Here is a 26,019-nt window from a genome sequence, read left to right on the forward strand (position 1 = left end):
CGAGGCTGTTCGAGCGATGAAAGAGAGAAGATGTCGGCGACAGCGACGGCAGTCGCGGTTCCTCAGTCGTCAGCCGGCGCCGCCCCGGAGCCGTCCTCGGCCTGGGCCTTCGTCCAGGCGAGTTTGCCGCCGGCAGCGAGGATGTCGCGCTCGCGCTCGGAGGCGTCCAGCGTGGCGGTGAACTCCTCCTCACCGTTAACGCGAACGGTGAACTCCTCGGCGCCGCTCGAGACGGCCTCGGATACGTCCTCGACGATCTCGATGTCGTCGCCCTGCTCGATGGCGTCGTAGGTCTCCTCGTCGATGGTCAGCGGGAGCAGGCCGAAGTTGAAGAGGTTCGCGCGGTGGATCCGGGCGAAGCTCTGGGCCAGGACGCCCTCCACGCCCAGATACATCGGACACAGGGCCGCGTGCTCGCGGGAGGAACCCTGCCCGTAGTTCTCGCCGGCGACGAGGAAGCCGCCGTCGGACTCGAGCGCGCGCTGGGCGAAGGTGTCGTCAACGCGGCTGAGCGTGAATTCGGAGAGTTTGGGGACGTTCGACCGGTACATCAGGATGTCCTGGGTTGCGGGGATGATGTGGTCGGTCGTGATGTTGTCCTCCATCTTCAGCAGCGCCGGACCCTCGAGTTCGGCCTCGAGGGGGTCCTTGAGCGGGACGTCGCCGATGTTGGGCCCTTTGACGAGTTCGTCGTCGACGGCTTCGTCCGGGCTGATGAGGTCGGCTTTCGAGGCGTTGTACTCCTCGGCGAGTTCGAAGCCAGGATCCTCGAGGTCCCCGAGTTCCTCTGCCAGGTCGCGCGGGTCGACGATTTCGCCTTTGAGCGCCGCGGCGGCGGCGACCTCCGGGGAGCAGAGGTAGACGTTGTCGTCTTCGATGCCCGAGCGACCCTCGAAGTTGCGGTTGAACGTCCGCAGGCTCACCGAGTCAGAGGCGGGCACGTGACCGATGCCGATACACGCGCCACACGTGGCTTCGGAGAAGTTGACGCCGGCGGCCATCATCTCGGCGACCCATCCCTGGCGGGCCAGCAGTTCGGAAGCCTGCTTCGAGCCGGGGGCGACGATCATCTCGGTCGTCTTGTTGACCTCGCGGCCCTCGAGCATCTTCGCTGCGGGGAGGATGTCCTCGAAGGCGCCGTTGGTACAGGAGCCGACGATGACCTGATCGACGTCGGTGCCCGCGACCTCACTGACGGGCACGACCTTGTCGGGCATCGACGGTTTGGCGATCAGGGGTTCGAGATCCGAGAGGTCGACGACGATTTCGTCGTCGTACTCGGCGTCGTCGTCGGGCTGGAGCTCGACGTACTCGTCGCCGCGACCGACGCGCTCGAGGTAGTCCTCGGTCTGCTCGTCGGTCGGGAAGATCGAGCTCGTTGCGCCGAGTTCCGTCCCCATGTTGGTGATGGTCATGCGCTCGGGAGCACTGAGGCTCTCGGCGCCAGGACCGGTGTACTCGAGGATCTTGCCGACGCCGCCTTTGACGGTGAGGCGACGGAGCATCTCGAGGATGACGTCTTTCGCGGTGGCCCACTCGGGGAGTTCGCCCTCGAGGCGGACGTTGACGACCTCGGGCATCTCGATGTAGTAGGGGGCGCCGCCCATCGCGACGGTGATGTCGATCCCGCCAGCGCCGATGGCGAGTTCGCCCAGTCCACCCGGCGTCGGGGTGTGGCTGTCCGAGCCGAGCAGGGTCTTGCCGGGCGCGGCGAAGTTCTCGCGGTGGACGTTGTGGCAGATGCCGTTGCCGGGGCGAGAGAAGTGGGCCCCGTAGGTGCCGGCTGCAGATCGCAGGAAGCGGTGGTCGTCAGTGTTCTTGAAGTCGAACTGGTAAGTCTGGTGGTCACAGTACTGGGCGGCCAGTTCGGTCTGCACTTCGTCGAGGCCCATCGCCTCGAACTGGAGCCAGACCATCGTGCCGGTCGTGTCCTGTGTCAGCACCTGGTCGATCTCGATCCCGATCTCCTCGCCGGTCTCGAGATTGCCCTCGACGAGGTGGTCGTCGAGAATTTTCTCGGTAAGCGTCTGTCCCATAGCATCCCAAACTGGGCTATCCTGCCTGATAAATCCAGCGTGTTTCCGAGTGGGTGAGCGTCCAAAATGTGGTTGTAAAACGGTTCATTCTGCAATAATTGCGTCCACAGGTATGCGTTCGAGACAGTGACGAGAAACCGGTACTCGAGTTCGTGTACATATTCCTTCCAAATGTGTATCCGACGGCGTCGAGCGGGGGACAGCAATAATTGCCGCGATCTACGACAGGAACCAGTAGCTATACAACCTCGGGTAAATCAGCCACTGGCATGAACGGCGAGCGAGTCGGGAGACTGCTCGAGGGGACGGTCGATCGCTGGACCGCACTCGATACCGACTGGCAAGGTGTTGTCGTCGGCCTGGCGATCGTCGCCCTCGTCGGCGGTTTCGGCGTGGACGTCGCATGGTAGCGGCCGCCGCCAGAACGCTTCCCGGTTTGCTCGCCCTCTGTCTCGGAGCGGTGCTCGCCCGCGGTCTCTCGACGCTCGCGGGCCCGAACGAGTTGCTCCTCGCCATCGCCCTCGGGGCCGTGCTGGCAAACGGTGTCGGCGTTCCCGAACAACTTCGTCCAGGACTGGCAACGCACAAGATCTGGCTCGCCGCGGGAATCGTGTTACTCGGCGCGTCGGTGACCCTTGAGTCGATCCTCGAGACGGGGGTGACGGTTCTCTTGTTGCTGGTCGCGACGGTGACGCTCACTCTCCTCACCGTCGAGGCGATTGCTCGAACCGTTGGCGGCCTTTCCGAGCGCTTCGGATCGTTGCTCGCGGCGGGTGCCGGAATCTGTGGCGTCTCAGCCGTCGTCGCCGTCGGCGGCGGGATCCGTGCTCGAGAGACCCAGATCGCCTACGCGGCGGGCACCGTGTTGCTGGTCGACGCGATCACGCTCGTCGTCTACCCGGTCGTCGGTTCCGTGCTCGATCTCTCCGGACAGGTCTTCGGCGTCTGGGCTGGCGTCAGCATGCTCTCGACCGGCCCGGTAGTCGCCGTCGGGTTCGCTCACTCGGAGACCGCCGGGCAGTGGGCGACGATGACGAAACTCGCCCGCAATGCCCTCATCGGCGTCGTCGCGGTCGGCTACGCGAGCTACTACGCTCGTCGAGACGCCGGCGAATCGACGTCCCTGCGGCTGCTGTGGTCGAACGTCCCGAAGTTCGTGCTGGGCTTTCTCGCGCTGGTCGCGCTCTCGAGCGCGGGCGTCTTCTCGCCGGCCCAGCAGGAATCGCTCGCGAACGCGGTCGACTGGCTGTTCTTGCTCGCGTTCGTCGGCCTCGGGACGGAGATCCGGGTGGCGGACCTCAGGCGAGCTGGCATCGCTCCCGCACTCGTCGTAATCGCCGCAGTGGTGGTCGCGAGCGTGGTGTCGCTCGCGGTCGCCCTTGCGGTGCTGTGACGCGTGACGGCGAGCACTCGAGCTAGAGGTTCAGGACCACGAGGACGAGCTGGCACGCGACGATCACGCCGAGGGTCGCCAGCGCGCAGGCGTCGTAGACGAGCCGGAACTCGTCGAACTCGTCGATCGCTCCCCGGTGCACCAGCCAGGATCGGAGCCACCGAGCGCCGGCGTACAGCCCGATCAGCCCCACGGGAAATGCGACCAGGACTGCCAGCGTCGGCGCGTGTTCGGGTCCGTAGTAGGTGCCGATCGTCCACCGAATTCGGACGGTGCCCGCGAGGCGTCCGTACGAGACGGCGCTCAACGCGACGCTCGCGAGGACGATCACGAGACCACCGAGCGAGAGCGGTCGCGAGCGTTCGAGGTTCGAGCCATCCGGTCGGCCAGGGGTAGTCGTGACCATGGCGCCTCTCGAGACGGCCGGGACCAGTAAAACGACTCGAGCACGGCTTCAAACCCTGCAGTCGTGGGAAATGCTATACGGGTGTGGGGTCGAAATGAGACCATCGTGAGTGAGGATGCGGACGTCGCGGCTGACGCCGACATCGAGCGGCTGGCGACCGTGCTCGAAGACCCGACAGCACGGACCATCCTCACCGAGACGAGCCAGGAACCACTGTCGGCGAGAACCCTGAGCGAACGGTGTGGAGTCTCTGAACCCACGATCTACCGTCGCCTCGAGGACCTTCGCGAGTGCGACCTGCTCGTCGAGCGGACGAAACCGGACCCCGAACGCGGCCACCACCGAACCATGTACGCGACGAACTTCGAACGACTCACGGTCGAACTGTGCGACGGACACCTCGAGTTACGGGTCGACCGCCGCGAGGACCCCGCGGACCGATTCACGCGGCTGATCGAGGGGATGTGAGATGGCGTTCCAGCCACTCCAGCTGTGGGATCCGGCGATGCCACCGGACTGGGTGATCGCGTTCCAGCAGGTGACGCAGGTCGTGAGCGTGCTCATCGGCGTGTTCATCGCCTACCAGGCCTACCGTGGCTACCGACGCAACGACAGTCGACCGATGCTGTTTCTCGCGCTCGGATTCGTCCTCGTGCTCGCCGTGCCGTTCTGTCTCTTCGTCCTGTACGCCGCGATTCCGGGAATCCCCCAATCCGCCGTCGTCGTCGCCTCACAGTCGAGCCAGGTAGCGGGCCTGCTGGCGATCCTCTACGCGCTGTGGATGCCGACCTGAGAGTGAGGATGAAGGTGAACTCGAGGCCGCCCTACCGAGAGCGCCGTCCGAGAACGAGCGCCAGAGCGACGGCGACGATCGCCGCACTAACGCCGAATCCTGGAACTGACTCTGCCCCCTCCGAAACCCGCGACTCGATCCCGGACTCGACGGTTACCGTCACCCGCTGGTCGCCGGCCCCGATCTCGTGGCGCCCGCGGTCCTCGAACGACAGCGTCGTCTCGACGGTCGTCGACTCGCCCGGACCGAGGGTGACGGTCTCCTCGGCGACGACGCCGTCGACGGTGCGGATTTCGACGGTCGTTCGCCCGACTCGAGACTGCTCGTTCTCGACCGTCGCCGTCACCGTAATCGACTCCCCGCGTTCGACCCGGTCGGGGTTGGCCTCGAGGGCCGTCACCGTGAGTTCGGCGGGGTCGACGACGTCCACGACGAACGGCTCGTCGCCGACGTGGAGCGCGTATCGACCGGCCGTTTCGGGCGTCCACGACAGCCGTTCGACGGTCGCCTCGCCGGGCTCGAGGCGGCCGGTCGCTTCGGACGCAATGGCGTCGTCGACCAGGACGGTTGCCCGGTAGGGCCCCTCTCGATCACCGCGGTTGTCGACCGCGACCGGGAACGTGACCGTCTCGCCCACGACGAGCGTCCGGGGAACGCCGTCGGTAGTCGTTTCGCGGAGGCCCTCGAGTTCGACCCCCTCGCCGTCTGCGAGTCCGTACGCCATCACCGGCGTCGGCTGGTCGAACGCGTCGGCGTGTTCGAATCGGTTCCAGGTGTCGGGGGCCGACGCCGTTCGCGCGTAGGTCTCGGCGAACTCGCGAACGTCGCTCCCGCCGCGGTCCTCGAGGTCCGCGAGCCAGTCCTCGAACGTGGCCGTCTCGCCCTGGTTCTGTGCCCGAAAGACGTCCTCCATGGTCGACTCGCCGTCGCTCTCGAGGCGCAGCTGGCGGTCGATTGCGCCGTAGACGAGCGGACCCTTGACGTAGTCGGTGAGCGGGTCCTGCCAGGTGGTAGGGTCCGTAAGGACGCCCTCGGCATAGGGCGAGTCCCGGCCCTCGCCGAGCGAGCGTCGGAACGTCAGGTAGTCGAGGTCGCCGCGCTCGTAGGTGAGCAGGCTGGCGTAGTACTCCGCCTGGGCCTCGACGAGCCAGCCGCTGGCCCGGTCCAGGTTCGAGCGGGCGAACCGCTGGCGGGTGTGGACGTACTCGTGGAGCCAGACGCTGCCCGCCACGTCGAGGCGGGCGTCGTCGCGCACCCAGGCGTCCCGCTCGCCGTACTGGATGCCGTTGGCGCCCCACTCCACCGACCCCGTGGGGGCGGCGACGATCATCACTTCGCTGTGGTGGTTTCCGACGCCGAGTCGTTCGCTGGCGTGAGCGAGCGCCTCAAGCACGTCGCCGGGCGATTCTTCGAGGTCGGCGGCCTCGGGCACGACCAGGCGGATGGTCTCGCTTCCGGCGGTCGTCTCGTGAACTTCGTGCGGTCCGAAGAACGCGACGTGTTTCCCGGCGACCCCCTCGCCGTCGACGGCGACCTCGCGGTGGACGTCGACGCTCGAGCGCTCGCGCCAGCGCAACTGGAGCTGGGGCGTCGCGACGATGCCCCACTCGCCGGTTTCGACGAACGTGTAGCCGCTTCCATCGTGGCCGTGGCGGCCGACATCCGTCCGGTTCGCCGGGAGCCTGAGCGTGAGTTGGGGTGAACGCCCCTCGTGGTCGCTCTCGGCCCACCGGTAGGCGCCGTCGTCGGTCTCCTCGAACTCGCTCGTCTCGAGGACGGTCGCCTCGGACCCGGGCGTCACCGTGAGCCGGGTCACTGGTTCCGGTACGTCGTAGGTGACGACCGCCTCGAACTCGCCAGGGCGGTCAGGTCGCTGGTGGAGGACGACGGATTCGCGAATCAGGTCGGGTTCGGCATCCGAGGCCGGGATGGCGTTCGCGGCCGCGTTCAAGTCGACGTCAGTCGCACCCGCTGCAGTCAACCCGTCGACGTCAGTCGCGCCTGCTGCGAGCGAACCCGACGGAACTGCATCCGGCCCGTTGTCTGACGCCTCGAGCCCCGAACCGTCCACGTTCGCGACATGACTCTCGAGCGATGGAGACGGCGAAGCGGACGCCGGGCTGGCGGCGAACGCCCCCGCGCCAGCGCTCGCGGGTACGCTTCCGAGGACGACCACGATCAGGAGGGCAGCGACGAACCGGCGTGTCACACGTCTCCTTCTCTCCCGCGCGAGCAAGACTGTTCTGGCTTCCTGACGGTCCATCGATGAAAGCTGACGTCCTGGCAGTCCGTCGACGAAAGCCGGACCGTTTTCGTTCCCGAGAACATAACTGGCACCGTGTACGAGCGACCAGCCACCGTCCGAACGGGTAGCGAGTCGGAGGGGCCTCCGTGACCGATCGCCGCGTCCGACGGGCGACGCCGGACGACGCCCTGGCCGTCCGTCGACTCGTCGACGGCGCATTGCTCGAGGTCGGCGACGTCGAGTCCCGGATCGACGACGGTTCGGTGCTGGTCGCGACGGAACCGCGGCCTCGACCTGGTGCCACCGGCGAGACGCGACGAATCCTCGGCGCAGTCGTCCTCGAGGCGCCGGTTCGAGGCGAAACGAAGGGGGCACACGTCGCGGCAATCGCCGTCCATCGCCGCCACCGCGGCCGCGGCATCGGAACTGACCTGCTCGAGGCGGCGCTCGAGCGGGCGGGGGCGCTGACGGCGAACTTCGACGCGGACGTACGGCCGTTTTACGAGTCGCTCGGCTTCGACGTCGAGTCGATCGCGGAGGGGCGGTATCGTGGAGTGAAACGAGGCGCGGGGGCACGGACTGACGGCTGAAGGATCCAGGTTCATTGCGACTTCGATGACGATCAATCCGGGCGGAGTGTAGCCGACAACTCCGCCCTCGATCACCGTTATCGGATACCTTCCGGCGGGAAAGCCGATCCTCGAGTGTGATGGCTGACACGCCCGCCTGTCAGTGATAGCGATCATGCTCACATTTTATACCGGCGAGTGTGGTAGGTGGCCCCGGCATGAACTCCAGACAACTCCTCACCGGCAATCCGAAGCGGAGCTCGATGCTCTACCTCGGGATCGGTGCCATCTCGCTGCTGAAAGCGCTGGCGGTCCGCAACGACAAGCGGCGCTTCAAACGCGAACTGCTCGACGCCGCCCTGTTCCTCGGCGTCGGACTCGCACTGCGCAAGTACGGCAGCCTCAGAGAGCAGAAACAACAGGAACTGCGCGAGTCCGTCCCAGACGTGCTCCTCCAGGCGCTCGAGGGCGACGGGAGCGGCACCGACTTCGCGTCGATGGCCAAGAAACGACTCGGCGGCGAGTCGGAGCCGGAACCCGAACCCTCGCTGCGGGATCGAGCGACGGGATTCGTTCGCTCGTAGGTTCGTAGGCCCGTAGAAGCGTCGAATCGACTCGAACCGTCGCACCTCTCGTCTTCGTTGTCAGGCTTCGACGAGCTTGTAGGCACCCCCGTCAGTCTCGCCGTCCTCGGGAGCGGGCGCCCGCTCGGCGTAGTAGATGGCGCCGTCGGCGACCAGCGGCGTGCTCGTGACGATGCCGTCGTGGTCGACGTGCCAGATTTCCTCGCCGGTCTGTTTCTCGACGGCGTACAGCGTCCGGTCCTTCGAGCCGAAGACCACCCGGTCGGCACACACCGTCGGGCACCCGGTGAGCGGGTCGTCGGTTCCGAATCGCCAGTACTCCTCGCCGGTGGCGGCGTCGAGCGCGTAGAGGTTGCCGTCGTGACTCCCCGCGAAGACGACTCCGAGGCTCGGATCGACCCCTGGGCCCGTCATCGAGAGCCCGCCTGTCTCGACCGACCAGTCCTCGGTGCCGTCCTCGAGGTCGACCCGGTAGATGCGCTGGTCCCACGAGCCGAAGTAGGCCCCGCCGTCGTAGGTGGCGACCGGCCCTTTGATCTCGCCGTCGGTGCCGTTGTCGGGGTCGGTCTCGAACGTCCACTCGAGTTCCAGGTCCGGGTACGACCAGCCGTAGAGCACGCCGTCGTTGGCGCCGACGACCAGTCGCCCCGCGTCGGGATCGATCGCGGGCGTCGAGTGGGGGTGGTCGGTGGGCCGGCGCTCGGCGTCCTCCCACAGCACCTCGCCGGTGTCGGGGTCGACGGCGAACATGCTGCCCTCGGGATCGGGGTACTCGACGGCCACGAAGACGCGCTCGCCGTCGAAGATCGGACTCGAGCCGATCGACCCGCCCAGCTTCTCGGCCCACACCTCGTCGCCGGTTTCGAGGTCGAACGCGTAGAGGACGCCGTCGTAAGCACCGATGAAGACGGTATCTGCGGTGACGACGGCCGTCCCGTGGATGCCGTTGCCGTCCGTCTCGGTGTCGGCTTCCCACAGCACCTCGCCATCGGCGGTGAGCGCCGTGACGACGCCGGTGTCGCCTGGCATCACGAGACCGCCGTCTGGCGTCGGCGTCGCGCTCGCTTTCGCCGCGCTGTGATCGCCGGTGTTTACCTCCGGGAGGCGCCAGGCCTGCTCGACCGCGTCGGGGATCGTTTCCTGGGGACGGTATCCCCAGTTCTCGAGCGAACCCCGAAACTGGGTAACGCCATTGGGGTAGGTCGCCTCGAGTGGATTGTCGATGGACTCGATCAGGGGGTCGTCTTCGGGGGCGTTGCCGTTGTCGTTGCCGTCACTATTACCGGCGTTCGGCGTCGAGTCGTCGGATTCCGACTGGTCGAGACAACCCGCGGTCGACGACGCGAGACTCGCGCCGCCGAGTCGGAGGACACGTCGTCGGGAGAGGTCGTACATTACGACAGCAGTCTTACGCGAGTGGCGTGAAGTACCACGGGCGCGGTGGCCCGTGGCTTCGCCATGGTCTCTGGCACGAGGCCAGCGGAACGACCGGTGGCGAATTTAATTCCGCCCGCGCTCGTCTCTGGCGAGACTCGCGTAGAACCAGTAACACCCGAACACACTGGGAGTGCCACTGCAACAGAGGTCGTCTGTTGCTGCCGTGGCGGGTGTGTCCGTGGGCGTCCGCCCCTTCACGAGGGCGCGACACAGGCCCGGCGCACTGCGTCTTACCCCGAAATGGGTGCGCGGGTTTTGCGAGGCCGATAACGTGGGTTCCAATCAACAGTACGGCGTTCCGATACTTAAAAACGGGGACGCAGCCGAGCGGACGCGCTTCACCCCCGCCCACGGTGGGGCAGGGAACTCGCGCTGCTTTTCGTTTAGACTTTCTTCTCGAGCGGGGCTCGAGCGCTCGGGGGAGAGCGACTAGCAACTCCCTCGAGGAGCGGAAAAGCGGCCGCGACCGCGGAGCTATCTCGAAACCGGCTCGAGTTCGGCCGTGAAGTGGCGCAGTTCGGGCACCTCGGGTTCGCGCTTGATCTCGAGCCCCGTTGCCTCGTCGGCGCGCTCGAGGACGGCCGCCGCAGCGTCGGCGACGTGTTCGAAGTGCTCGCGGTGGTAGGTCCGGCGAGGGACCGCCAGCCGGACGAGTTCCGGGCGGTCGGTGCCGGGGAACGCGAAGCTCCCGAGTTCGACGCCGCGAACGCCTCCCTCGCGGTAGAGTTCACAGACCAGCACCTGTCCAGGGAAGTCGCTCGACTCGAGGTGCGGGAAGACGGCCTCGGCGTCGAGGTAGACCGCGTGGCCGCCGGTCGGCGTGTAGACGGGGACGTCGCGATCCTCGAGCAGGCTCGCGAGTGTCCGAATGCTCCCGACGCGGTCGGCCACGTAAGCCTCCTCGACGGCTTCCCGGAGGCCGACCGCCAGGGCCTCCATGTCTCGACCGGCCATGCCGCCGTAGGTCGGGAAGCCCTCGTAGAGGATCGCCCGCTGTTTGCAGCGGTCGGCCAGCGCCTCGTCCTGCGTGGCGACGAACCCGCCGACGTTCGCGAGGCCGTCTTTCTTGCCGCTCATGACCAGCGCGTCGGCGTAGCCCAGCTGCTCGCGGGCGACCTCTGCGACCGACGCCTCGGCGAACTCAGCTTCGCGCTCGACGACGAAGTAGGCGTTCTCGGCGAAGCGACAGGCGTCGACGACGAACGTGGCGTCGATCTCGTCGGCGAACTCGGCGACCCGGCGGGTGTTCTCGACGCTCACCGGCTGACCCGCCGCCGAGTTGTTCGTGATCGTCTGGATGACCACGGGGACGCGGTCGGCGCCCACCTCCTCGACGACCTCGCGGCCGCGCTCGAGCGAGAAGTCGCCCTTGAAGTCTCCAGGGGCCCCGGGGTCGGTCGCCACCTCGACCGGGCAGTCGACCGGGTCGGCGCCCTGGTTGGCGACGTGTGCCCGCGTCGTGTCGAAGTGGGTGTTGTTCAGGGCGACGTCACCCTCCTCGAGCAGGGTTCCATAGAGGACGTTCTCGGCCCCGCGCCCCTGGTGGGCCGGGACGACGTGGGGAAAGCCCATGACCTCCTCGACGGCCGCCTCGAGCCGTCGGAAGCTCTTCGAGCCGGCGTAGGACTCGTCGCCCCGGATCAGGGCCGCCCACTGGTCCTCGCTCATCGTTCCCGTGCCGCTGTCGGTCAGCAGGTCGATGAAGACGTCCTCGGCGTCGAGGTTGAAGACGTTGTAGCCCGCGTCCTCGAGGGCGCGTTCGCGCTCGCCGCGAGAAGGGAGGTCGATCGGTTCGACCATCGTCGACTTGTAGTGTACCATATCCCGTTCTCGGGCGCGGCGGTAGTTCAATGCATCTGCGGGTTTCTGGGGGTTATCCGCCCCGACCGTACACCGGGCGACGAATTGGGGCTTCGAAGCACGTCCCGTCGTCGCGGGAGGTAGCGTGGTCGGCACGCTCGAGACGTCGACCAGTCGAGCCAAAGTAGGCCCGCGCTCAGGGCTCGAGGCGATACCGGATCGTCCGCGCGCCGTCGAACCGGGGGCCCGACCCGGTGTCGCCGAAGCCGAGTTCCTCGGCGGCATCTTCGACCGCCCCGTGGCCGTCCGGGACGAGTACTTCGACGGCCATTCCCTCACACTCGGCGAAGCGAACGGGTTCGGCCAGCAGGCGCTCGCAGGCGGCCTCGGTGCCGTCGATCTGGGTGACGTGGACGGTGTCGCCCTGGGCGTCGAAACTGACGAACCCGAGGAGGTCCTCGGGATCGGACTTCCCGTACTGCGAGGCGTCCGCGTCGTTCGCGCCGTCCGCAGGTGGGACGTCGGCGTTCGGGTCGTGAGTACCGTCCTCGGCCACGCGCACCGTCCGGTCGTGGACGAGGTTCCGGGCCACGTCAGTCGGAGCGTCGGCGATGGAGGCAATCGCGTCGGCATCGGCCTCGAGGGCATCCCGTACGTTCATTACTGTTTGTCAATGCCACGCACGAATATAAATCCGACGAGCCACGGACACCACCGTTCCTCACCGTCGACGCGGCCACTTTCTTGTGCCAGGGAGGCAAAACGCACCGCATGAACGACGCGTCGGCGACGGACGACACTCGCTGTGCGTTCTGTGGACACGCGTGCCCGCTCGAGCCGGTTACCGAAGACGACGAGGGAGCGGACCCGGACCGGGTCTTCTGCTCGCGCGCCTGCCGCGACGCTTTTCGGGAGAACGAAGACGGGTCCCGACGCGAGGCGGGACACCGAACGCTCGAGACGGGCGTCGCCGCCCTCGAGGCGAGCCTCCCGCAGGGACTCCCGCGCAACTCGTTCGTCCTCCTGGTGGGCAACTCCGGGACGCGCGAGGAGGCCATCCAGGCCGAACTGGTCTGGCGCGCGCTCGAGCGCGGCGAACCGGCAATCGTGGTGGCGTTCACCGAACCGCCCACGTCGGTCGTCGAGAACTTCCTCGCGATGGACTGGAACGTCCTCCCCTACCTCGAGTCCGGCCAACTTCGCGTCCTCGACTGCTTCACCTCCAGGATGGACGACCCCGAGCGCCTCCACGACCGGATGACCGAGTGGAACACACACCTGCGGCGCGTCGTCGAGCCCCAGACGGCCACCGTCCGCGATCCGAGCGACGCCCACGAGGTACTGAACGTCCTCGACAACGGCCTCGAGGACCTCGAAATGATCGAGACGGGGCTGGTCGTCGTCGACTCCATCGCGGAGTTCGCCTCGCTCGTCCAGCCCGTCCAAGCCTACGACTTCGTCCGGGACGCCCGCGCCGAGGTCTGCAAGGGCCGGTTCGTGCCGCTGATCGCCGGGGGAACGGTCGCGGGCGGCGAGGAGGTCTTCCCCCGGAACCTCGCGTACGCCGTCGACGGCGTGATCGACCTCGCACTCGACAACTCGATCGTCGAGGACACACTCTTTCGTCGACTCCGGGTGCGCAAGCTCCGGGGCGTCCTCGCGATCAGCGAGTGGCACACCTACGAGTACACGAGCGGGCTCGGTATGGTGACCTTCGATCCGCTCGAGGAACTCGAGGGTGAGCGCGGTGACGGTGGTGGAGGGCAGGACGGCAACGGTGAGGGCGAGGGTGGGGAAGGGGCAGACGCCGAGAAAACGAGCGGGAAGGGCGCCGACAAAGCGAGTGGGACAAACGACGAGACGGGCGGGACGAACGACCCTCGAGACGACGTCGATGGAGGCGAACGCATCGACGAGCCCCACGTCGAGGAACGGAACAGCTAACTGCTCCAGCCGAAACCCTCCGCCAATGCCCTTTGGTGTCGACGAAGCCGGCAAAGGCCCCGTCTTCGGGTCCATGTTCGCCGCCGCGGTCTGGGCCCCGACTCGAGACGCCCTCCCCGACGGCGTCGCCGACTCCAAGCGCCTCTCGCCGGGGCGACGGGAGACCCTGGCCGAGAACATCCGCGCGGACGCTCGACTTCGGGTCGGCGTCGCCGAAATTTCCACTGACCGTATCGACGCCCCCGACACCGACATGAACGGCCTGACCGTCAAGGCTCACGCGAGCGCGCTCGAGGGGGCCGCTTCCGGGTGTGACGAACCCCTTCCGAAATCGACGACGGCCCACTGCGACGCGTGCGACACCGACGCAGACCGCTTCGCCCGCCGGGTCACCGATGCCTGCACCCTCGAGACCACGATCGAGGCGACCCACGGCGCCGACGACGACGACCTGCTCGTCGGGGCCGCGAGCATCGTCGCCAAGGTCGCCCGCGACGCCCACGTCGCCGCTATCGCCGACGAGTACGGCGAGGTCGGCAGCGGCTACCCCTCCGACCCGACCACGCGGGCGTTTCTCGAGGAGTACGTCGCGAGATACGATGAATTGCCGCCGTTCGCCCGCGCGTCGTGGTCGACCTGCGCCGACGTGCTCGCCGACGCCGAACAGACGGGCCTCGAGCAATTTTGATATATCCGGCCCGAAAGACGCCGGTATGAGCGAAGACGAGGTCGCTCGAACCCTGCAGGCCTACGAATCGGACGCCGACGCCTACGTCGAGAAGTACCGGACCGAGTCGGTGCTCGCCCGGTACGGCGAGGCGTTCCTCGAGGCGCTCGAGGCCACTGGCAGGACGCGCGTCCTCGACGTCGGCTGTGGCCCCGGCGTAGACTCGGCGGCGCTCGAGGCCCGCGGCTACGACGCCGTTGGCCTGGATCCGACCGAGTCGTTCCTCCGGGCGGCGACGGCGGCCGTCCCGTCGGCGTCGTTCCTTCGAGGCGACATGCGCGCGCTCCCCGTCGCGACCGGCGCGGTCGACGGCCTCTGGGCGTGCGCATCGTTTCTCCACGTCCCACGGGCGGACGCGCCCGCGACGCTCCGCGAGTTCCGACGGGTGCTCGACGCCGACGCCGTTCTGTACCTCTCCGTCAAACGACCGGACCTGGCCGCCCGCGACGGGAGCGACCGCCACTTCGAGCCCTACCGATCGGCGGAGATTCGCGACCTGCTCGAGGCGGCCGGGTTCGAACGGGTGACGGTGACCGAGCTAGACGGGTGGGTCTCCGCGATCGCTCGTACGCCTGCCGAATAGCAATTAACTTTTGACTCGCGCGTCGTAGCATGACCCATGGGATACGTCTGTCCAATCTGTGAGGCGGGCGTCACCGACGGCCGCCAGCTCGCCGACCACCTCGCCGTCACCGCGTCGCTCGGTCGCACCGCCCACCTCGAGTGGCTCGAGGAGCACGCTCCCAACTGGGACTCGAGAACGCGGGACGAACTCGCCGACGCCGTCACCCCGCACGCGCTCGAGGTGGAGTTGCCGGTCTCGAAAGACGCTCCCGAGGGGCCGGGTTCGGTCGCGCAGTCGGAGCGGGGGGCGGGCGCGAGGACCCAGCAGAACTCGAGGGACCCGAAAGACCCGAAAGATCCCAGGCTCGAGGACGCCATCGCCCGACAGGCGCGTGGGCCTGGACGGGGGGACGTGACCGCCGAAACCAGGGACGTCCTCGAGGAGGCGATGGCGCTGACGGATCGAATGGAGGGCGGCGCTACGGGAGACGAGGGCGACCCGGAGACACGCCTCGAGGACGAAACTGGAAACGAAAACGCGTAACTGTCCGCCCGCCGACCCTCTCGACATGCACACCGCCGGTACCTTCGCCCCCGAGACGCTCGAGGACGCGAGCGACCAGTACGAATCGGTGGGCCCCGCCGCCCAGACCGTCGTCCGCGAGGTCGCCAAAGCCATGGATTTCGACCGCGAGGAGTACGCCGACCGCGTCTCGAGCGACGTCGTGGAGACGGCTCGAGACGCCCTGTTCGCGAGTTTGCTCGAGGTTCGCGTCGGCACCCGCAAGGAGTACGAGGACTGGCGCGAGACGTACGACGGCGAGGTGGTCGAGGCGGGGAGCGAGCACGTCGATCACGTGGTCTGGCACGCCGCCCCGACCGGCGAGGCCGTCGCCGCGACTTTCCACGAGAAAGAGGAAGCCGCCATCGCGACGCTTCGGCGTCAGGCGTTCGGCCGACTGTACCGCGACCAGCTATAGGATCTTTTCAAGTGTCGCATCGGCGACCGGGTGGACGTAGCGCGTCATCTGGTGAGAACGTTCGAGCGAACCATCCCGGGTGAGCGGCGAAGAGCGCGTGCACCAGCGTCTCGAGATCGCGGCGTTCGTGGAGCGACGCGGAGACCGGCGCCCGTAGGGACGGCAATCAGGATGAGTTTGGACCTGAACTCGAATCCGAATCCGAACGCGACCCCAAATCCGAACTCGAGTCGTCGACCACCTCGAACGACGTTCCGCCGCACCGGCAGCCCTCTCGTCGCCCAATCGGGCGGATTTTTTCGTCGGACCACCGCTCCGCTGCGTACGCCGCCCCGCAAGACGTACAGATCGCCGCGACTTTCTGCACGCGTTCGCGCTCGTGCTCGCTATCGACACCACCTTCGTCTTCACCTGCGACTTCGTTTGACACCGGTTCGGCGGCGTCGTCTCCCGCAACCTGGTCGTCCATGTGGGCCCCTAGAGGGACCACACCAGGATAGCAACCCTGCGGTAATTTCGAGGGCGTTTATATGAGCGTGCTGGCGCGTCTCGCGGACTCCATCCACTCCCGCCTGCGCGAAAGCGTTATCGAGACGACGAAGTGACGGCGGAACGCCGACGAAGCGCCGGCGAAACGCGTATCCTCCGTCGGTCCCGATGGTCGACTAATGCGCCGACGGACCCTCCTCCTCGTCTCGATCTTCGTTCTCGTGCTGCTCGCCCTCCTGGTCGTCCTCGGCGCCGTCCCCGCGCTGATCGGCGGCGGGGACGTCTACTACGTGGTCGCGAACGAGGTCAACCTCGAGGACGGCGAACCGCCAGAGGCGAACGTCACGGGGACGATCGCCGCCGAGAACCTCTCGGAGAACCGCTTCCCGTACACGACGGGCGCGCTCGAGGACGGCCGCTCGGCGGCCTACGAGGAGGGGCGGTTCGGCTTCGAGTCGGCGTTCACCCACACGCCGTTCGACGAGTTCAGCGAGTTCGAGACGTGGAATCGCGCGGCGACCGACCCCGAGGCGGACGTGGTCTACCTCGAGCGAAACGGTACCTACTACCGCCTCGAGATCACACCAGCTAGCGATGTCGATGGACCCTGACGACGCGGACGACGGGGGTGCCGACGCCAACTCGGGTACTACCGAGGATGCACCGGCGTGGCCCGTGCTCGAGTCGCAGACCGAGTACGAAACCGGCTGGTACGACGGCGGCTACGATCTGGTCGAACAGCCCGACGGCTCCGAGAAGCGCTACTACTGGGCCGACCTCCCCCCGGCAGTGGTGATCGTCGCGGCGACCGAGGAGTCGATCCTGTTCGTCGAGCAGTACCGTCCCGCAATCCGGGAAACCCACCTCGAGTTGCCCGCCGGCATCGTCGAAGCGGGTGAGTCCTACACCGCCGCAGCCGCGCGCGAACTCGAGGAGGAGACCGGCTTTCGCCCTTCGAGTCTCGCCCTCTTACAGGAGTACCGCGTCGCGACTGGCGTCCTTCGCCACGACCGCGGCGTCGTGTACGCGGAGGGGCTCGAACCCGGCGAGCGCGACCTCGACGGCAACGAGTTCCTCGAGGTGCGGACGATCCCGAAGGGCGAGGCGCTGGCTCGAGCGCGCGAGGAGCCGGCGAACGACTCGACGCTGAGCGCGCTGTTGCTGGCCCGCGAGGACGGGTTGCTCTAGAGGACTATGAGTATCGTTTAACCCGCTCGAGGCCCAATCCCGACCAACACGATGGACGGCGAAATCTCCACTGACGACGTCTCGGCACTGCTCGAGTCCGACGCCGACGTGCGGATCGTCGACATTCGCGACCGGACGAGCTTCGAACGCGGCCACATTCCCGGCAGCGAGAACGTCCCGTTTCACGAGCTAACGGCGAAAATCGAGGACTTCGACGGCGCCGACCGGATCGTCACCGTCTGCCCGCACGGGCAGGCGAGCGTCCAGGCGGCACGGCTCATCGGCTCCTACGAGGGGAGCGCGGACGCCCGCGTCGAGAGCATGGCCGGGGGACTCGAGGCCTGGGCCGAGGCCTACGAGTTGGCGGCCGACGACGGCGAGAGCAGCGAGCGAGACGGGCGAGACGAGCGCGGCGAGGGCAAACACGGTACTCGAGGGAACGCCGACTCGAGTGCGCCGTTCTGATTCTACGGGTAGGTATCCACTCGCGGTCGTCGCGGGGGCAATTACTGTACCAGTTGCCGAATCGATCTGGCAGACGCGACTCGAACGGAACGAGTGTCGAACGACGACCACCCCGTTGTAACGACCCTGACTATGACGGCCGAACAATCATCCCTGTGAATGATGCACATGCGGATGGTCTGGTTCCGCATCGCACCACATGGGACAGACCGTCAGGATTTCAGCGGGCTGAGAGCCGCATCAGCACCCGGCCACACCCCCCACGTGGCCGGTTTTGCTGTCGGCGTATTCGAATCCTCGAGGGACTGGTCCGAAGATGGCGTCGTTACTCGAGTTGTACGACTCGAGGCGTGTTCGGACGCGTCACACGAAAAACGGGAGAGCGGCGTCACCGCTCGAGGCATACGAAAACGAAAAACCGCACCGCAGGTGCTATTTTCGTTCGGTTCGCGACCCACCGTGGATCGGAAGTCCGGTCAGCGCATCGACGGTCAGGCGACGTTGAACCCGCGATCGCGGAGGAAGTCCTCGATGCGGCCGCGGTGGTTACCCTGGAGTTCGATGTGGCTGTCCTCGACGGTCCCGCCACAGGCGAACTTCGATTTCAGATCCGACGACAGACTGTCGAGATCGACGTCTTTGGGGTCGAATCCTTCGATGACCGTTACCTCTTTACCGTATCTGCGCTCGTCAATGCGGATGGTGAGTTGCTGCTGGCCCTTGGCCACGTCCTCGCAGACGCAGAGTTCCTGGGGCAGCCCGCACGTCGAGCAGACTTCCGACATTACGTTCGCCCGTACGGAATGAGCATATTAAACACTATCGGGACCGCAACCGTCTTCCCCCTCCAGCGGTCGGACGCTCGAGCCGCCGCTGCCGGAAGTCGCCTGACAACCGATGGGATTTTCCCGTCTGCGCGTCCAGGGTGTTGGCATGAACTATCGCGCAGTCGAACCGACGGGAGAGTACGTCGCCAGCCTCGACCACGGCGCCGACTGGCGGGCCGAGATCGAGTCGCTCGCGACCGAGGTCGACGCCGACGCCGCCTGGTTCACCGCCCTCGGGGCCGTCCAGGACGCCGAACTCTGGTTCTACGATCAGGACACCCTCGAGTACGAACCCGTCTCCTTCGACGAGCCGCTCGAGGTGGCCAGTTGCGTGGGGAACGTCTCCTGGCTGGAGGGAGACCGGTTCGCCCACACCCACGCCGTCCTCTCGCGACCCGACGGGACGGCCCTCGCGGGCCACCTGAACGCCGCGACCGTCTTCGCGGGCGAAGTGTACATGCGCACCTTCGAGGAGTCCCTCGAGCGCGAGCACGACGAGACCACCGACCTCGACCTCTGGCTCTAACATGCGGGCCGAGGACGAGCGCTACTTCGAGACGCTCGAATCCCAGCTCGAGGAAGCCATGGACGTCGCCGAAACCGCCAAACAGCGGGGCGACGACCCGAAACCGGAGGTCGAAATCCCGGTCGCGAAGGACATGGCCGACCGCGTCGAGAACATTCTCGGAATCGACGGCGTTGCCGAGCGCGTGCGCGAACTCGAGGGGCAGATGTCCCGCGAGGAGGCCGCCCTCGCGCTCGCAGAAGATTTCGCCGACGGCTCCGTCGGTGACTACGAGACGAAAGCCGGGAAGGTCGAGGGGGCGGTCCGGACCGCAGTTGCCCTCCTGACCGAAGGGGTCGTCGCGGCACCGATCGAGGGCATCGACAAGGTCGAGATCCTCACCAACGACGACGGCACCGAGTTCGTCAACGTCTACTACGCAGGGCCGATTCGTTCCGCGGGCGGGACCGCCCAGGCCCTCTCGGTGCTGGTCGCGGACTACACCCGCGCACTGGTCGGCCTCGAGACCTACGAGGCCCGCCAGGAGGAGATCGAACGCTACGCCGAGGAGGTCGGCCTCTACGACAAGGAAACCGGGTTGCAGTACTCCCCGAAGGACGAGGAGACGAAGTTTATCGCTAAACACCTCCCGATCATGCTCGACGGGGAGGCGACGGGCGACGAGGAGGTCTCGGGCTTTCGGGACCTCGAGCGCGTCGACACCAACTCCGCGCGCGGCGGGATGTGTCTGGTGATGGCCGAAGGAATCGCGCTGAAGGCGCCCAAGATCCAGCGCTATACGTCCCAGCTCGACGAGATCGACTGGCCGTGGCTCCAGGATCTGATCGACGGGACCTACTACAACGACGAGGCGTCGGCGGGTGAAGGCGAGGACGGAGATGAGGGCGACGGAGACGGGGACAGAGACGAGGGGGCAAGCACCGACGACTCGAGTCCCGAACCCGACGAGGACCAGCACGCGGGCCCCCCGCGCGTCGAACCCGCCACGAAGTTCCTCCGGGACCTGATCGCCGGTCGCCCGGTCTTCTCTCACCCCTGTGCCGAGGGAGGCTTTCGCCTGCGCTACGGCCGCGCGCGAAACCACGGCTTCGCGACCGCGGGCGTCCACCCCGCCTCGATGCACATCCTGGACGACTTCCTCGCGACGGGCACCCAGATCAAGACCGAACGCCCCGGCAAGGCCGCCGGGGTGATCCCGGTCGACAGCATCGAGGGGCCCACCGTCCGCCTGGCCAACGGCGATGTCCGCCGGATCGACGACGTCGAGGAGGCCCTCGAGGTCCGCAACGGAATCGAGAAGATCCTGGACGCCGGCGAGTACCTGGTCAACTACGGCGAGTTCGTCGAGAACAACCACGCGCTCGCGCCCGCCGCCTACGCCGTCGAGTGGTGGGTCCAGGACCTCGAGGCCGCGGGCGCGGACGTCCAGGCGCTCGAGGACGACCCCCGGATCGACCTCGAGGACCCGCCCGCCGAGCAGGTCCTCGAGTGGGCGCTCGAGTACGACGCCCCGCTCCATCCGACATACACCTACCAGTGGCACGACCTTTCGGTCGCGGCGTTCAACGGGCTGGCCGAGGCCGTGAGCGACGGGACGGTCGAGGGCGAAGGCACAGGTGGCGAGGCACTCGTCCTGGAGCACACCGACGCTACCCGCGAGGCGCTCGAGACCATCGTCATCGAACACCGTCAGCGCCCCGAGCGAATCGAGGTCGACGACTGGGAGCCGTTCGTACGCAGCCTGGGGCTGACGGCGGACCTCGAGCGCACCTGGTCGCTCGAGGACCTGAGCGAACGGGCACGCACCTGGGGAGTAGACGAGGACGGCGACAACGCCATCGAGGCGGTCAACGAGGTCGCCCCCGTCGCGGTCCGCGAACGGGCCCCGACCCGCATCGGCACGCGAATGGGACGACCCGAGAAGTCCGAGCGCCGGGACCTCAGCCCGCCCGTCCACACCCTCTTTCCCATCGGCGAGGCCGGCGGCGCCCAGCGCAACGTCGCCGACGCCGGCAAGTACGCCGAGACGATGAGCGACACGCCCGGCGTCGTCGAGCTCGAGATCGGGCGCAAGCGCTGTGAGGACTGCGGCGAGACCACGTTCAAGAATCGCTGTCCCGAGTGCAGCGAGCGGACCGTCCCGGACTACGAGTGTCCCTCCTGTGAGTCCCGGGTCGACCCCGACGAGGCGGGCCGTGTCGAGTGCGACCGCTGTGAGATCGAGGCGACCTGCGTCGAACACACGGAGATCGACGTCCACGAGGTGTATCGAGACGCCCTCGAGGCCGTCGGCGAGCGCGAGAACGCCTTCGAGATCCTGAAAGGCGTCAAGGGGCTCACCTCGACGACCAAAGTGCCCGAACCGATGGAGAAAGGAGTGCTCCGGGCGAAACACGACGTCTCGACGTTCAAGGACGGCACGGTTCGCTACGACATGACCGACCTCCCCGTCACCTCGGTCCGAGCCAGCGAACTCGACATTACCGTCGGCCAGCTCGAGGCCCTGGGATACGAGGAGGACGTCCACGGCGAACCGCTGACCCACGAGGACCAGCTGGTCGAGCTCAAGGTCCAGGACATCGTCCTCTCGGACGGGGCGGCCGAGCACATGATGCAGACCGCCGACTTCATCGACGACCTGCTCGCGCAGTACTACGGGCTCGAGCCGTTCTACGAGATTGACGATCGCCAGGAACTCGTCGGCGAGCTAGTATTTGGTATGGCACCGCACACCTCCGCAGCTACTGTCGGGAGAGTGATCGGTTTCACGAGCGCCGCCGTCGGCTACGCGCACCCGTTTTTCCATGCAGCAAAAAGACGCAACTGTGACGGAGATGAAGATTGTGTGATGCTTCTCATGGACGGATTGCTGAACTTTAGTATTAGCTTCTTGCCAGACAAACGGGGCGGCCGCATGGACGCCCCCCTCGTCATGTCCTCGAGGATCGACCCCTCCGAGATCGACGACGAGGCCCACAACATGGACGTCGTCTCCCACTATCCCCACGAATTCTACGAGGCCACCCTCGAGCAGGCCGACCCCGGTGACGTCGAGGACATCGTCGAAATCGCGGAAGATACGCTGGGAACCGACCGCGAGTACACCGGCTTCGGGCACACCCACGACACCACCGACATCGCCATGGGGCCGGATCTCTCTGCCTACAAGACGCTCGGGTCGATGATGGACAAGATGGATGCCCAGCTCGAGCTGGCGCGCAAACTCGAGGCCGTCGACGAGACGGACGTCGCCGAGCGGGTCATCGAGTACCACTTCCTGCCCGACCTCATCGGCAACCTGCGGGCGTTCTCGCGTCAGGAGACGCGGTGTCTCGACTGCGGGGAGAAGTTCCGACGGATGCCCCTCACCGAGGTCTGCCGGGAGTGTGGCGGCCGCGTCAACCTGACTGTCCACAAGGGGTCGGTCAACAAGTATATGCAGACGGCCATCGACGTCGCCGAGGAGTACGGCTGTCGAGACTACACCAAACAACGGCTGGAAGTGCTCGAGAAGTCCCTGGAGAGCGTCTTCGAGAACGACAAGAACAAGCAAAGTGGCATCGCCGACTTCATGTGACCGCGGCTAGTGGTGAGCGTCTCTGTTCGGACGTCTCGTCGGATCAACCGTGCTTCTGGCTCGCGTCGCACACCTCTGGCTCGGCGCTCGGCGGCGGACCGGTTAACTCCGGAGGTTGTCGACGATATTCGTTTTGAATCCGCTGTACACGGCAGCCAGTGGGCTCGACCAGCTCAGTCGGTGGTACATTCGAACCTCTGGGGCGAACTTCGCCTTGTACTCGGAGAGCCCGTAGAGATTCGCTCCGCCGTGGTCGAGGCGCTCGAGGCCGCGGTCGCGCGCCTGGCAGATGACGTGCCAGAGCATGAGGTCCATCACCGGGACGCTGTGGTCGCGATTGCTAACCCCCTGCCACGTGACCAGCGTTCTATCGTCTTCCAGGGTGATCTGACCACCGACGAGTTCGCCATCGGCGTCGAACCGGTACACGCGCATGAGCCCGTCGGGAAGTGCGCCGTATAGGGCCGAAAAGAACGCCGGCGGTGCGGCGTACTCGTCGTGTCGTTTCCGTAGCCCGTCGATGATAGCGGGTATCTCTGCACCGTTCGTTTCCGTTATTTCGTAGCTGTCGTCCGGCGTGTTTCGAATGTTTTGCCGGAGGTCGCTGCTGAACGTCATCAGCAAATCCTCTTCCGACGGCGTGAGATCGACGGCGTACGTGAAGTACGGCTTGCGTGCGGCGTACTCGTTCCAGAAGAACGGCCGCGGATCGCCGTACTCCGTGGCGGTCTGGACGTAGATGTACGCTGGACCGATCGTGTCCCGAATCGCCTCGTCGACGGACGCGACGAAGCGGTTGTGGCGCCGCAACGCTTTTCGTTCTTTCAGCGAGTCCTGGTTGAGCAGTATCGGCCCAAGGTAGTTAACTCGCAAACCGGTCGGCGGGGAATAGGCCGTTTGAACGGGACCTTTCGAGTTGGAGAACACCGGAAAGAGTCCGACCGGCTGGTTACCTTTGTACCCGACGTACGGATACAGCGTTCCGGCGTAGTCTTCCATGACTTCCAGGGCCTCGTAGCGGTGGAAGGGCGTCCGATGGGGTGACTGTTCGACCAGGCTATTCCACTCGTCCGGGTCGTCTACGGGGGACACGTCGATGGTCATTTTCCTCACCGTATCGGCGTACTGGACGGCACGCAGCACTCCTACGGACGAGAACCCCGTGTAAAGTTCTTTCACGCATTTCGCTGAAAAGTGTCGCAGTCGCCGTTTTCACTCCTGTTGGCCTGAAACAACCGGAGTCGTGACCAGTAGCGACGCGAACGGAGACGAACCAGTGACCAGTTTTTCAATCATTCGCGAGGAATGCGGGAGTACTACTACACATGACACCTACAGACACTACCGGAATCGCTACCCGTCGTCACCTGCACCGGAGAAAGCGTACAGCGTGCCAATCCGGTTTCGCGAGCTCGCGACCGTGACCGTCGAGCCAGGCCCGCTCGAGGTCCGCCTCCGGAACCGCTTCGGCGGGACGGTAGGCGAGTCCCGCGTCGTCATCCGCCAGGCCGTCGACCTCGCGGACTCCGGACAGTACGAGGCCGACGTGGGTGCCGAGTTGACCACCGAGGCGGTGCTCGAGGAACTCGCGGACGCGCCCCACGGCACGCCCGCGGACCGGTGGAACTGGTGGATCGGGTCGCTCGAGGTCGCCTACGGGGGGTACGGCCAGTTCGGCATTCAGCGCTACCGCGACGGCTGAGACACGGCCTGGACGACGGCGGTCGCCAGTATTACTATAGAAAATATAGTTTTAGACTGAGTCGGCAGCCGGGTCGAGCATCACGCCATCGAGTACCTCGAGAGCGGCGCGAACGACGGGATTCGAGAGTGACGTAAACAGCAGAATATCGGAGTCGAGCTACCCGTGAAGACGACCAGACGCCTGCGCACACAAGATACATCTCCGTCTCGCCGGTACCGGCAGGTATGGGTGGACGACAGTCAGCACTCGACGAGACCGACCGGGGGATCCTCCACATGCTCCAACTAGACGCCCGGAACAACAGAGCCAGGGAGATCGGGGAGGCCGTGGGCGTCTCCGCGAGCACCGTCCGGAATCGAATCGAAGCGCTCGAGGACGAGGGCGTGATCAGGGGATACGTTCCGAAGATCGACTACGAGCGGGCGGGCTATCAGCTGTCGATCCTCTTCACCTGCACCGCGAACAATCCATCCGAACCCCTCACCGAGGACTTACTGGAGAAACACGGCGTCGTCTCCGTCCGGAAACTGCTCGCCGGTCGAGAGAACTATCACATCAGAGTCGTCGGCACGGACACGAACGACGTGTCGAACATCGCGAACTCGATCCGCGAGTGCGGCCTCGAGATCGTTCGATCGGAGGTGCTGGACGACGAGTACGTCCAGCCGTTCGATCACTTCGGCAAGGACGTTCCCTCGGGAGAGGACTGAGAAACGGTCGCCCTCAAGTTTCAATCTGTTTTCTGTGGAATAAGCAGCGTTCGGCGGTAAAATCCAGGTCTCCCGGAACTGGTGGAGGGATTTATACGTATCCATCGGCTCCCTAGCGGTGATGGAAACCGCGACACCCACGCAATCAGTCTCCTCCAGCTCGCCCGTCACGACCGTCGTCGAACTCGTCGCCGACCGAGAAGGAACGGACCCGATGGAGCTACAACCGCCGCTTTACGACGTGATCGATCCCGAGGCGCTCAACGCGCTCTTCGCGCCGACCAGTCGCGGCCGACCGCGCGAATCCGGCGAAGTTACGTTCGAGTACCTGGGGTACGACGTCACCGTCCGGGGGGACGGGGACGTTTCCGTGAGAGACACTACCGAACGGTAGCGACCACGAGTGATCGTGGCGGTCGGACTGGATCCATTATTCACTCGTCTCGCACGCCCACAGCGGTGAGTGAGCGTCCGATAGCCAGATGTCCCTCGGCCCGACGCCCGGCTATGTCCCGGCTGGTCACTGCGCTACCGGACTCGAAACCACTCACGAACGGCTGGGACCGCCCGCGCTCTGGACGCGCCAGCTCCCCTCGAGGCCGCAGGCTTCCCGGACCTCGTAGTCGATTTCGGTCTCCGGCCCGATTCGCGCCCCGCCGTCGACGGACTCGACGCGCAGAGGGACGTCGAGGGTGTTCCCGCAGCAGCCGACGCCGACGAACTCCTCCCAGACGTCTCCCGGTTCGGCCCGCTCGCGAGTCTTGCGAAGGAAGGCCCGAAACGCCGGTTTCTCGACCTGAAACCGCCCCCAGTCCGAGAGGTCCTCGGGGTACGAGAGGACGAGCCGAGCGGCCGCCCGTCCGCCGGTCCCGTCCGCGTTCGGCTCCACAACCGCGTCGCTCCCCGAAGTCCCATCGCGTGCTGTACTCGCGTCACTCGAGTGTTCCATACGACGGCTACGCGCTCGAGCGTGATGACGGGTTCCATTTCGTTCACCGAACCACCACCTGAAATATCGTGATGGAATTGAGAAGGCTTACTTTCACCGACGGCA

At 66.3% G+C, this 26,019-nt stretch carries 28 protein-coding genes; 19 read left to right on the plus strand and 9 right to left on the minus strand.

Annotated features, from left to right (window positions below; translation table 11 throughout):
• Positions 1-62: 62 nt before the first annotated feature.
• Positions 63-2,036, minus strand: a complete 1,974-nt coding sequence (locus J1N60_RS03280; protein ID WP_312910674.1) for an aconitate hydratase — start codon at positions 2,034-2,036, stop codon at positions 63-65.
• A gap of 269 nt (positions 2,037-2,305) precedes the next feature.
• On the opposite strand from J1N60_RS03280, the gene J1N60_RS03285 reads away from it, so the two are divergent.
• Both J1N60_RS03285 and J1N60_RS03290 read left to right on the plus strand, forming a co-directional pair.
• Positions 2,306-2,446 carry a hypothetical protein gene (locus J1N60_RS03285; protein WP_312910676.1) on the plus strand — a complete coding sequence of 47 codons (141 nt, stop codon included), beginning with the start codon at positions 2,306-2,308 and terminating at the stop codon, positions 2,444-2,446.
• Positions 2,440-3,429 carry a YeiH family protein gene (locus J1N60_RS03290; protein WP_312910678.1) on the plus strand — a complete coding sequence of 330 codons (990 nt, stop codon included), beginning with the start codon at positions 2,440-2,442 and terminating at the stop codon, positions 3,427-3,429. Before J1N60_RS03285 ends, J1N60_RS03290 begins: the two co-directional genes overlap by 7 nt.
• Positions 3,430-3,451: 22 nt before the next feature.
• Here J1N60_RS03290 and J1N60_RS03295 read toward each other — a convergent pair whose 3' ends face one another.
• A complete protein-coding gene (locus J1N60_RS03295) occupies positions 3,452-3,835 on the minus strand; it encodes a hypothetical protein (protein WP_312910680.1) in 384 nt (127 codons plus the stop codon).
• 105 nt (positions 3,836-3,940) lie between these two features.
• Here J1N60_RS03295 and J1N60_RS03300 point away from each other — a divergent pair, with 105 nt between their 5' ends.
• Both J1N60_RS03300 and J1N60_RS03305 read left to right on the plus strand, forming a co-directional pair.
• Positions 3,941-4,303, plus strand: coding sequence for a helix-turn-helix domain-containing protein (locus J1N60_RS03300; RefSeq protein WP_312910682.1), 363 nt, complete (start codon positions 3,941-3,943; stop codon positions 4,301-4,303).
• 1 nt (position 4,304) lies between these two features.
• Positions 4,305-4,628 carry a DUF7521 family protein gene (locus tag J1N60_RS03305; protein ID WP_312910684.1) on the plus strand — a complete coding sequence of 108 codons (324 nt, stop codon included), beginning with the start codon at positions 4,305-4,307 and terminating at the stop codon, positions 4,626-4,628.
• Positions 4,629-4,659: 31 nt separating this feature from the next.
• On the opposite strand, the gene J1N60_RS03310 is transcribed toward J1N60_RS03305, so the two are convergent.
• Complete coding sequence (locus J1N60_RS03310; RefSeq protein ID WP_312910685.1) at positions 4,660-6,837, minus strand: CARDB domain-containing protein; 2,178 nt, start codon at positions 6,835-6,837, stop codon at positions 4,660-4,662.
• 182 nt (positions 6,838-7,019) lie between these two features.
• On the opposite strand from J1N60_RS03310, the gene J1N60_RS03315 reads away from it, so the two are divergent.
• Both J1N60_RS03315 and J1N60_RS03320 read left to right on the plus strand, forming a co-directional pair.
• Positions 7,020-7,463: a GNAT family N-acetyltransferase gene (locus J1N60_RS03315; protein WP_312910686.1), complete on the plus strand. Its 444-nt coding sequence runs from the start codon at positions 7,020-7,022 to the stop codon at positions 7,461-7,463.
• A gap of 197 nt (positions 7,464-7,660) precedes the next feature.
• Positions 7,661-8,026, plus strand: coding sequence for a hypothetical protein (locus J1N60_RS03320; RefSeq protein ID WP_312910687.1), 366 nt, complete (start codon positions 7,661-7,663; stop codon positions 8,024-8,026).
• Between the two features lie 60 nt (positions 8,027-8,086).
• Here J1N60_RS03320 and J1N60_RS03325 read toward each other — a convergent pair whose 3' ends face one another.
• The 3 genes from J1N60_RS03325 to J1N60_RS03335 all read right to left on the minus strand — a co-directional run bounded on the left by J1N60_RS03325 (position 8,087) and on the right by J1N60_RS03335 (position 11,924).
• Positions 8,087-9,421: an outer membrane protein assembly factor BamB family protein gene (locus J1N60_RS03325; RefSeq protein WP_312910688.1), complete on the minus strand. Its 1,335-nt coding sequence runs from the start codon at positions 9,419-9,421 to the stop codon at positions 8,087-8,089.
• A 516-nt stretch (positions 9,422-9,937) separates the two neighbouring features.
• On the minus strand, positions 9,938-11,284 hold the full coding sequence (locus J1N60_RS03330; RefSeq protein WP_312910690.1) for a tryptophanase: 1,347 nt from the start codon (positions 11,282-11,284) through the stop codon (positions 9,938-9,940).
• 175 nt (positions 11,285-11,459) lie between these two features.
• Positions 11,460-11,924, minus strand: coding sequence for a hypothetical protein (locus tag J1N60_RS03335; protein ID WP_312910692.1), 465 nt, complete (start codon positions 11,922-11,924; stop codon positions 11,460-11,462).
• 110 nt (positions 11,925-12,034) lie between these two features.
• Here J1N60_RS03335 and J1N60_RS03340 point away from each other — a divergent pair, with 110 nt between their 5' ends.
• From J1N60_RS03340 to J1N60_RS03375, 8 genes are all read left to right on the plus strand, one after another.
• Positions 12,035-13,207 (plus strand): ATPase domain-containing protein, encoded by a 1,173-nt coding sequence (locus J1N60_RS03340; protein WP_312910694.1) that lies wholly within the window; start codon positions 12,035-12,037, stop codon positions 13,205-13,207.
• A 25-nt stretch (positions 13,208-13,232) separates the two neighbouring features.
• On the plus strand, positions 13,233-13,895 hold the full coding sequence (gene rnhB, locus J1N60_RS03345) for a ribonuclease HII (RefSeq protein ID WP_312910696.1): 663 nt from the start codon (positions 13,233-13,235) through the stop codon (positions 13,893-13,895).
• A gap of 25 nt (positions 13,896-13,920) precedes the next feature.
• Entirely contained in the window at positions 13,921-14,517 is a 597-nt protein-coding gene (locus J1N60_RS03350) for a class I SAM-dependent methyltransferase (protein WP_312910698.1), read from the plus strand.
• Between the two features lie 36 nt (positions 14,518-14,553).
• Positions 14,554-15,042 (plus strand): DUF5810 domain-containing protein, encoded by a 489-nt coding sequence (locus J1N60_RS03355; protein ID WP_312910700.1) that lies wholly within the window; start codon positions 14,554-14,556, stop codon positions 15,040-15,042.
• Between the two features lie 25 nt (positions 15,043-15,067).
• Positions 15,068-15,478 (plus strand): DUF5809 family protein, encoded by a 411-nt coding sequence (locus J1N60_RS03360; protein WP_312910702.1) that lies wholly within the window; start codon positions 15,068-15,070, stop codon positions 15,476-15,478.
• Between the two features lie 668 nt (positions 15,479-16,146).
• A complete protein-coding gene (locus J1N60_RS03365; protein WP_312910704.1) occupies positions 16,147-16,578 on the plus strand; it encodes a hypothetical protein in 432 nt (143 codons plus the stop codon).
• A complete protein-coding gene (locus tag J1N60_RS03370; protein WP_312912526.1) occupies positions 16,568-17,155 on the plus strand; it encodes an NUDIX hydrolase in 588 nt (195 codons plus the stop codon). Before J1N60_RS03365 ends, J1N60_RS03370 begins: the two co-directional genes overlap by 11 nt.
• 51 nt (positions 17,156-17,206) lie before the next feature.
• Positions 17,207-17,620, plus strand: a complete 414-nt coding sequence (locus tag J1N60_RS03375; protein WP_312910706.1) for a rhodanese-like domain-containing protein — start codon at positions 17,207-17,209, stop codon at positions 17,618-17,620.
• 491 nt (positions 17,621-18,111) lie between these two features.
• On the opposite strand, the gene yciH is transcribed toward J1N60_RS03375, so the two are convergent.
• Positions 18,112-18,405: a stress response translation initiation inhibitor YciH gene (yciH, locus tag J1N60_RS03380; protein WP_253431440.1), complete on the minus strand. Its 294-nt coding sequence runs from the start codon at positions 18,403-18,405 to the stop codon at positions 18,112-18,114.
• A gap of 148 nt (positions 18,406-18,553) precedes the next feature.
• On the opposite strand from yciH, the gene J1N60_RS03385 reads away from it, so the two are divergent.
• Together J1N60_RS03385 and J1N60_RS03390 are read left to right on the plus strand one after the other, a co-directional pair.
• Positions 18,554-18,973, plus strand: a complete 420-nt coding sequence (locus J1N60_RS03385; protein WP_312910709.1) for a PPC domain-containing DNA-binding protein — start codon at positions 18,554-18,556, stop codon at positions 18,971-18,973.
• Between the two features lies 1 nt (position 18,974).
• Entirely contained in the window at positions 18,975-22,550 is a 3,576-nt protein-coding gene (locus tag J1N60_RS03390; protein ID WP_312910711.1) for a DNA polymerase II large subunit, read from the plus strand.
• A 102-nt stretch (positions 22,551-22,652) separates the two neighbouring features.
• On the opposite strand, the gene J1N60_RS03395 is transcribed toward J1N60_RS03390, so the two are convergent.
• A complete protein-coding gene (locus J1N60_RS03395; RefSeq protein WP_312910713.1) occupies positions 22,653-23,654 on the minus strand; it encodes a lipid II:glycine glycyltransferase FemX in 1,002 nt (333 codons plus the stop codon).
• A 316-nt stretch (positions 23,655-23,970) separates the two neighbouring features.
• Between J1N60_RS03395 and J1N60_RS03400 the strand changes: the two genes are divergently transcribed.
• The 3 genes from J1N60_RS03400 (at position 23,971) to ddfA (ending at position 25,359) form a co-directional block, all read left to right on the plus strand.
• The gene (locus J1N60_RS03400) at positions 23,971-24,252 is read left to right on the plus strand and encodes a WNWW family protein (RefSeq protein WP_312910715.1); all 282 of its coding nucleotides are present in this window, start codon (positions 23,971-23,973) and stop codon (positions 24,250-24,252) included.
• 227 nt (positions 24,253-24,479) lie between these two features.
• Positions 24,480-24,965, plus strand: coding sequence for an Lrp/AsnC family transcriptional regulator (locus J1N60_RS03405; RefSeq protein WP_312910717.1), 486 nt, complete (start codon positions 24,480-24,482; stop codon positions 24,963-24,965).
• A 121-nt stretch (positions 24,966-25,086) separates the two neighbouring features.
• Positions 25,087-25,359, plus strand: coding sequence for a DdfA family disk-determining factor (ddfA, locus tag J1N60_RS03410; protein ID WP_312910719.1), 273 nt, complete (start codon positions 25,087-25,089; stop codon positions 25,357-25,359).
• Positions 25,360-25,512: 153 nt separating this feature from the next.
• Here the strand turns inward: ddfA and J1N60_RS03415 are convergent, their stop codons facing one another.
• The gene (locus J1N60_RS03415; RefSeq protein WP_312910721.1) at positions 25,513-25,914 is read right to left on the minus strand and encodes a DUF7968 family protein; all 402 of its coding nucleotides are present in this window, start codon (positions 25,912-25,914) and stop codon (positions 25,513-25,515) included.
• Between the last annotated feature and the right edge of the window lie 105 nt (positions 25,915-26,019).

It is taken from the genome of Natronosalvus caseinilyticus (assembly GCF_017357105.1).
Taxonomy (GTDB): Archaea; Halobacteriota; Halobacteria; order Halobacteriales; family Natrialbaceae; genus Natronosalvus; species Natronosalvus caseinilyticus.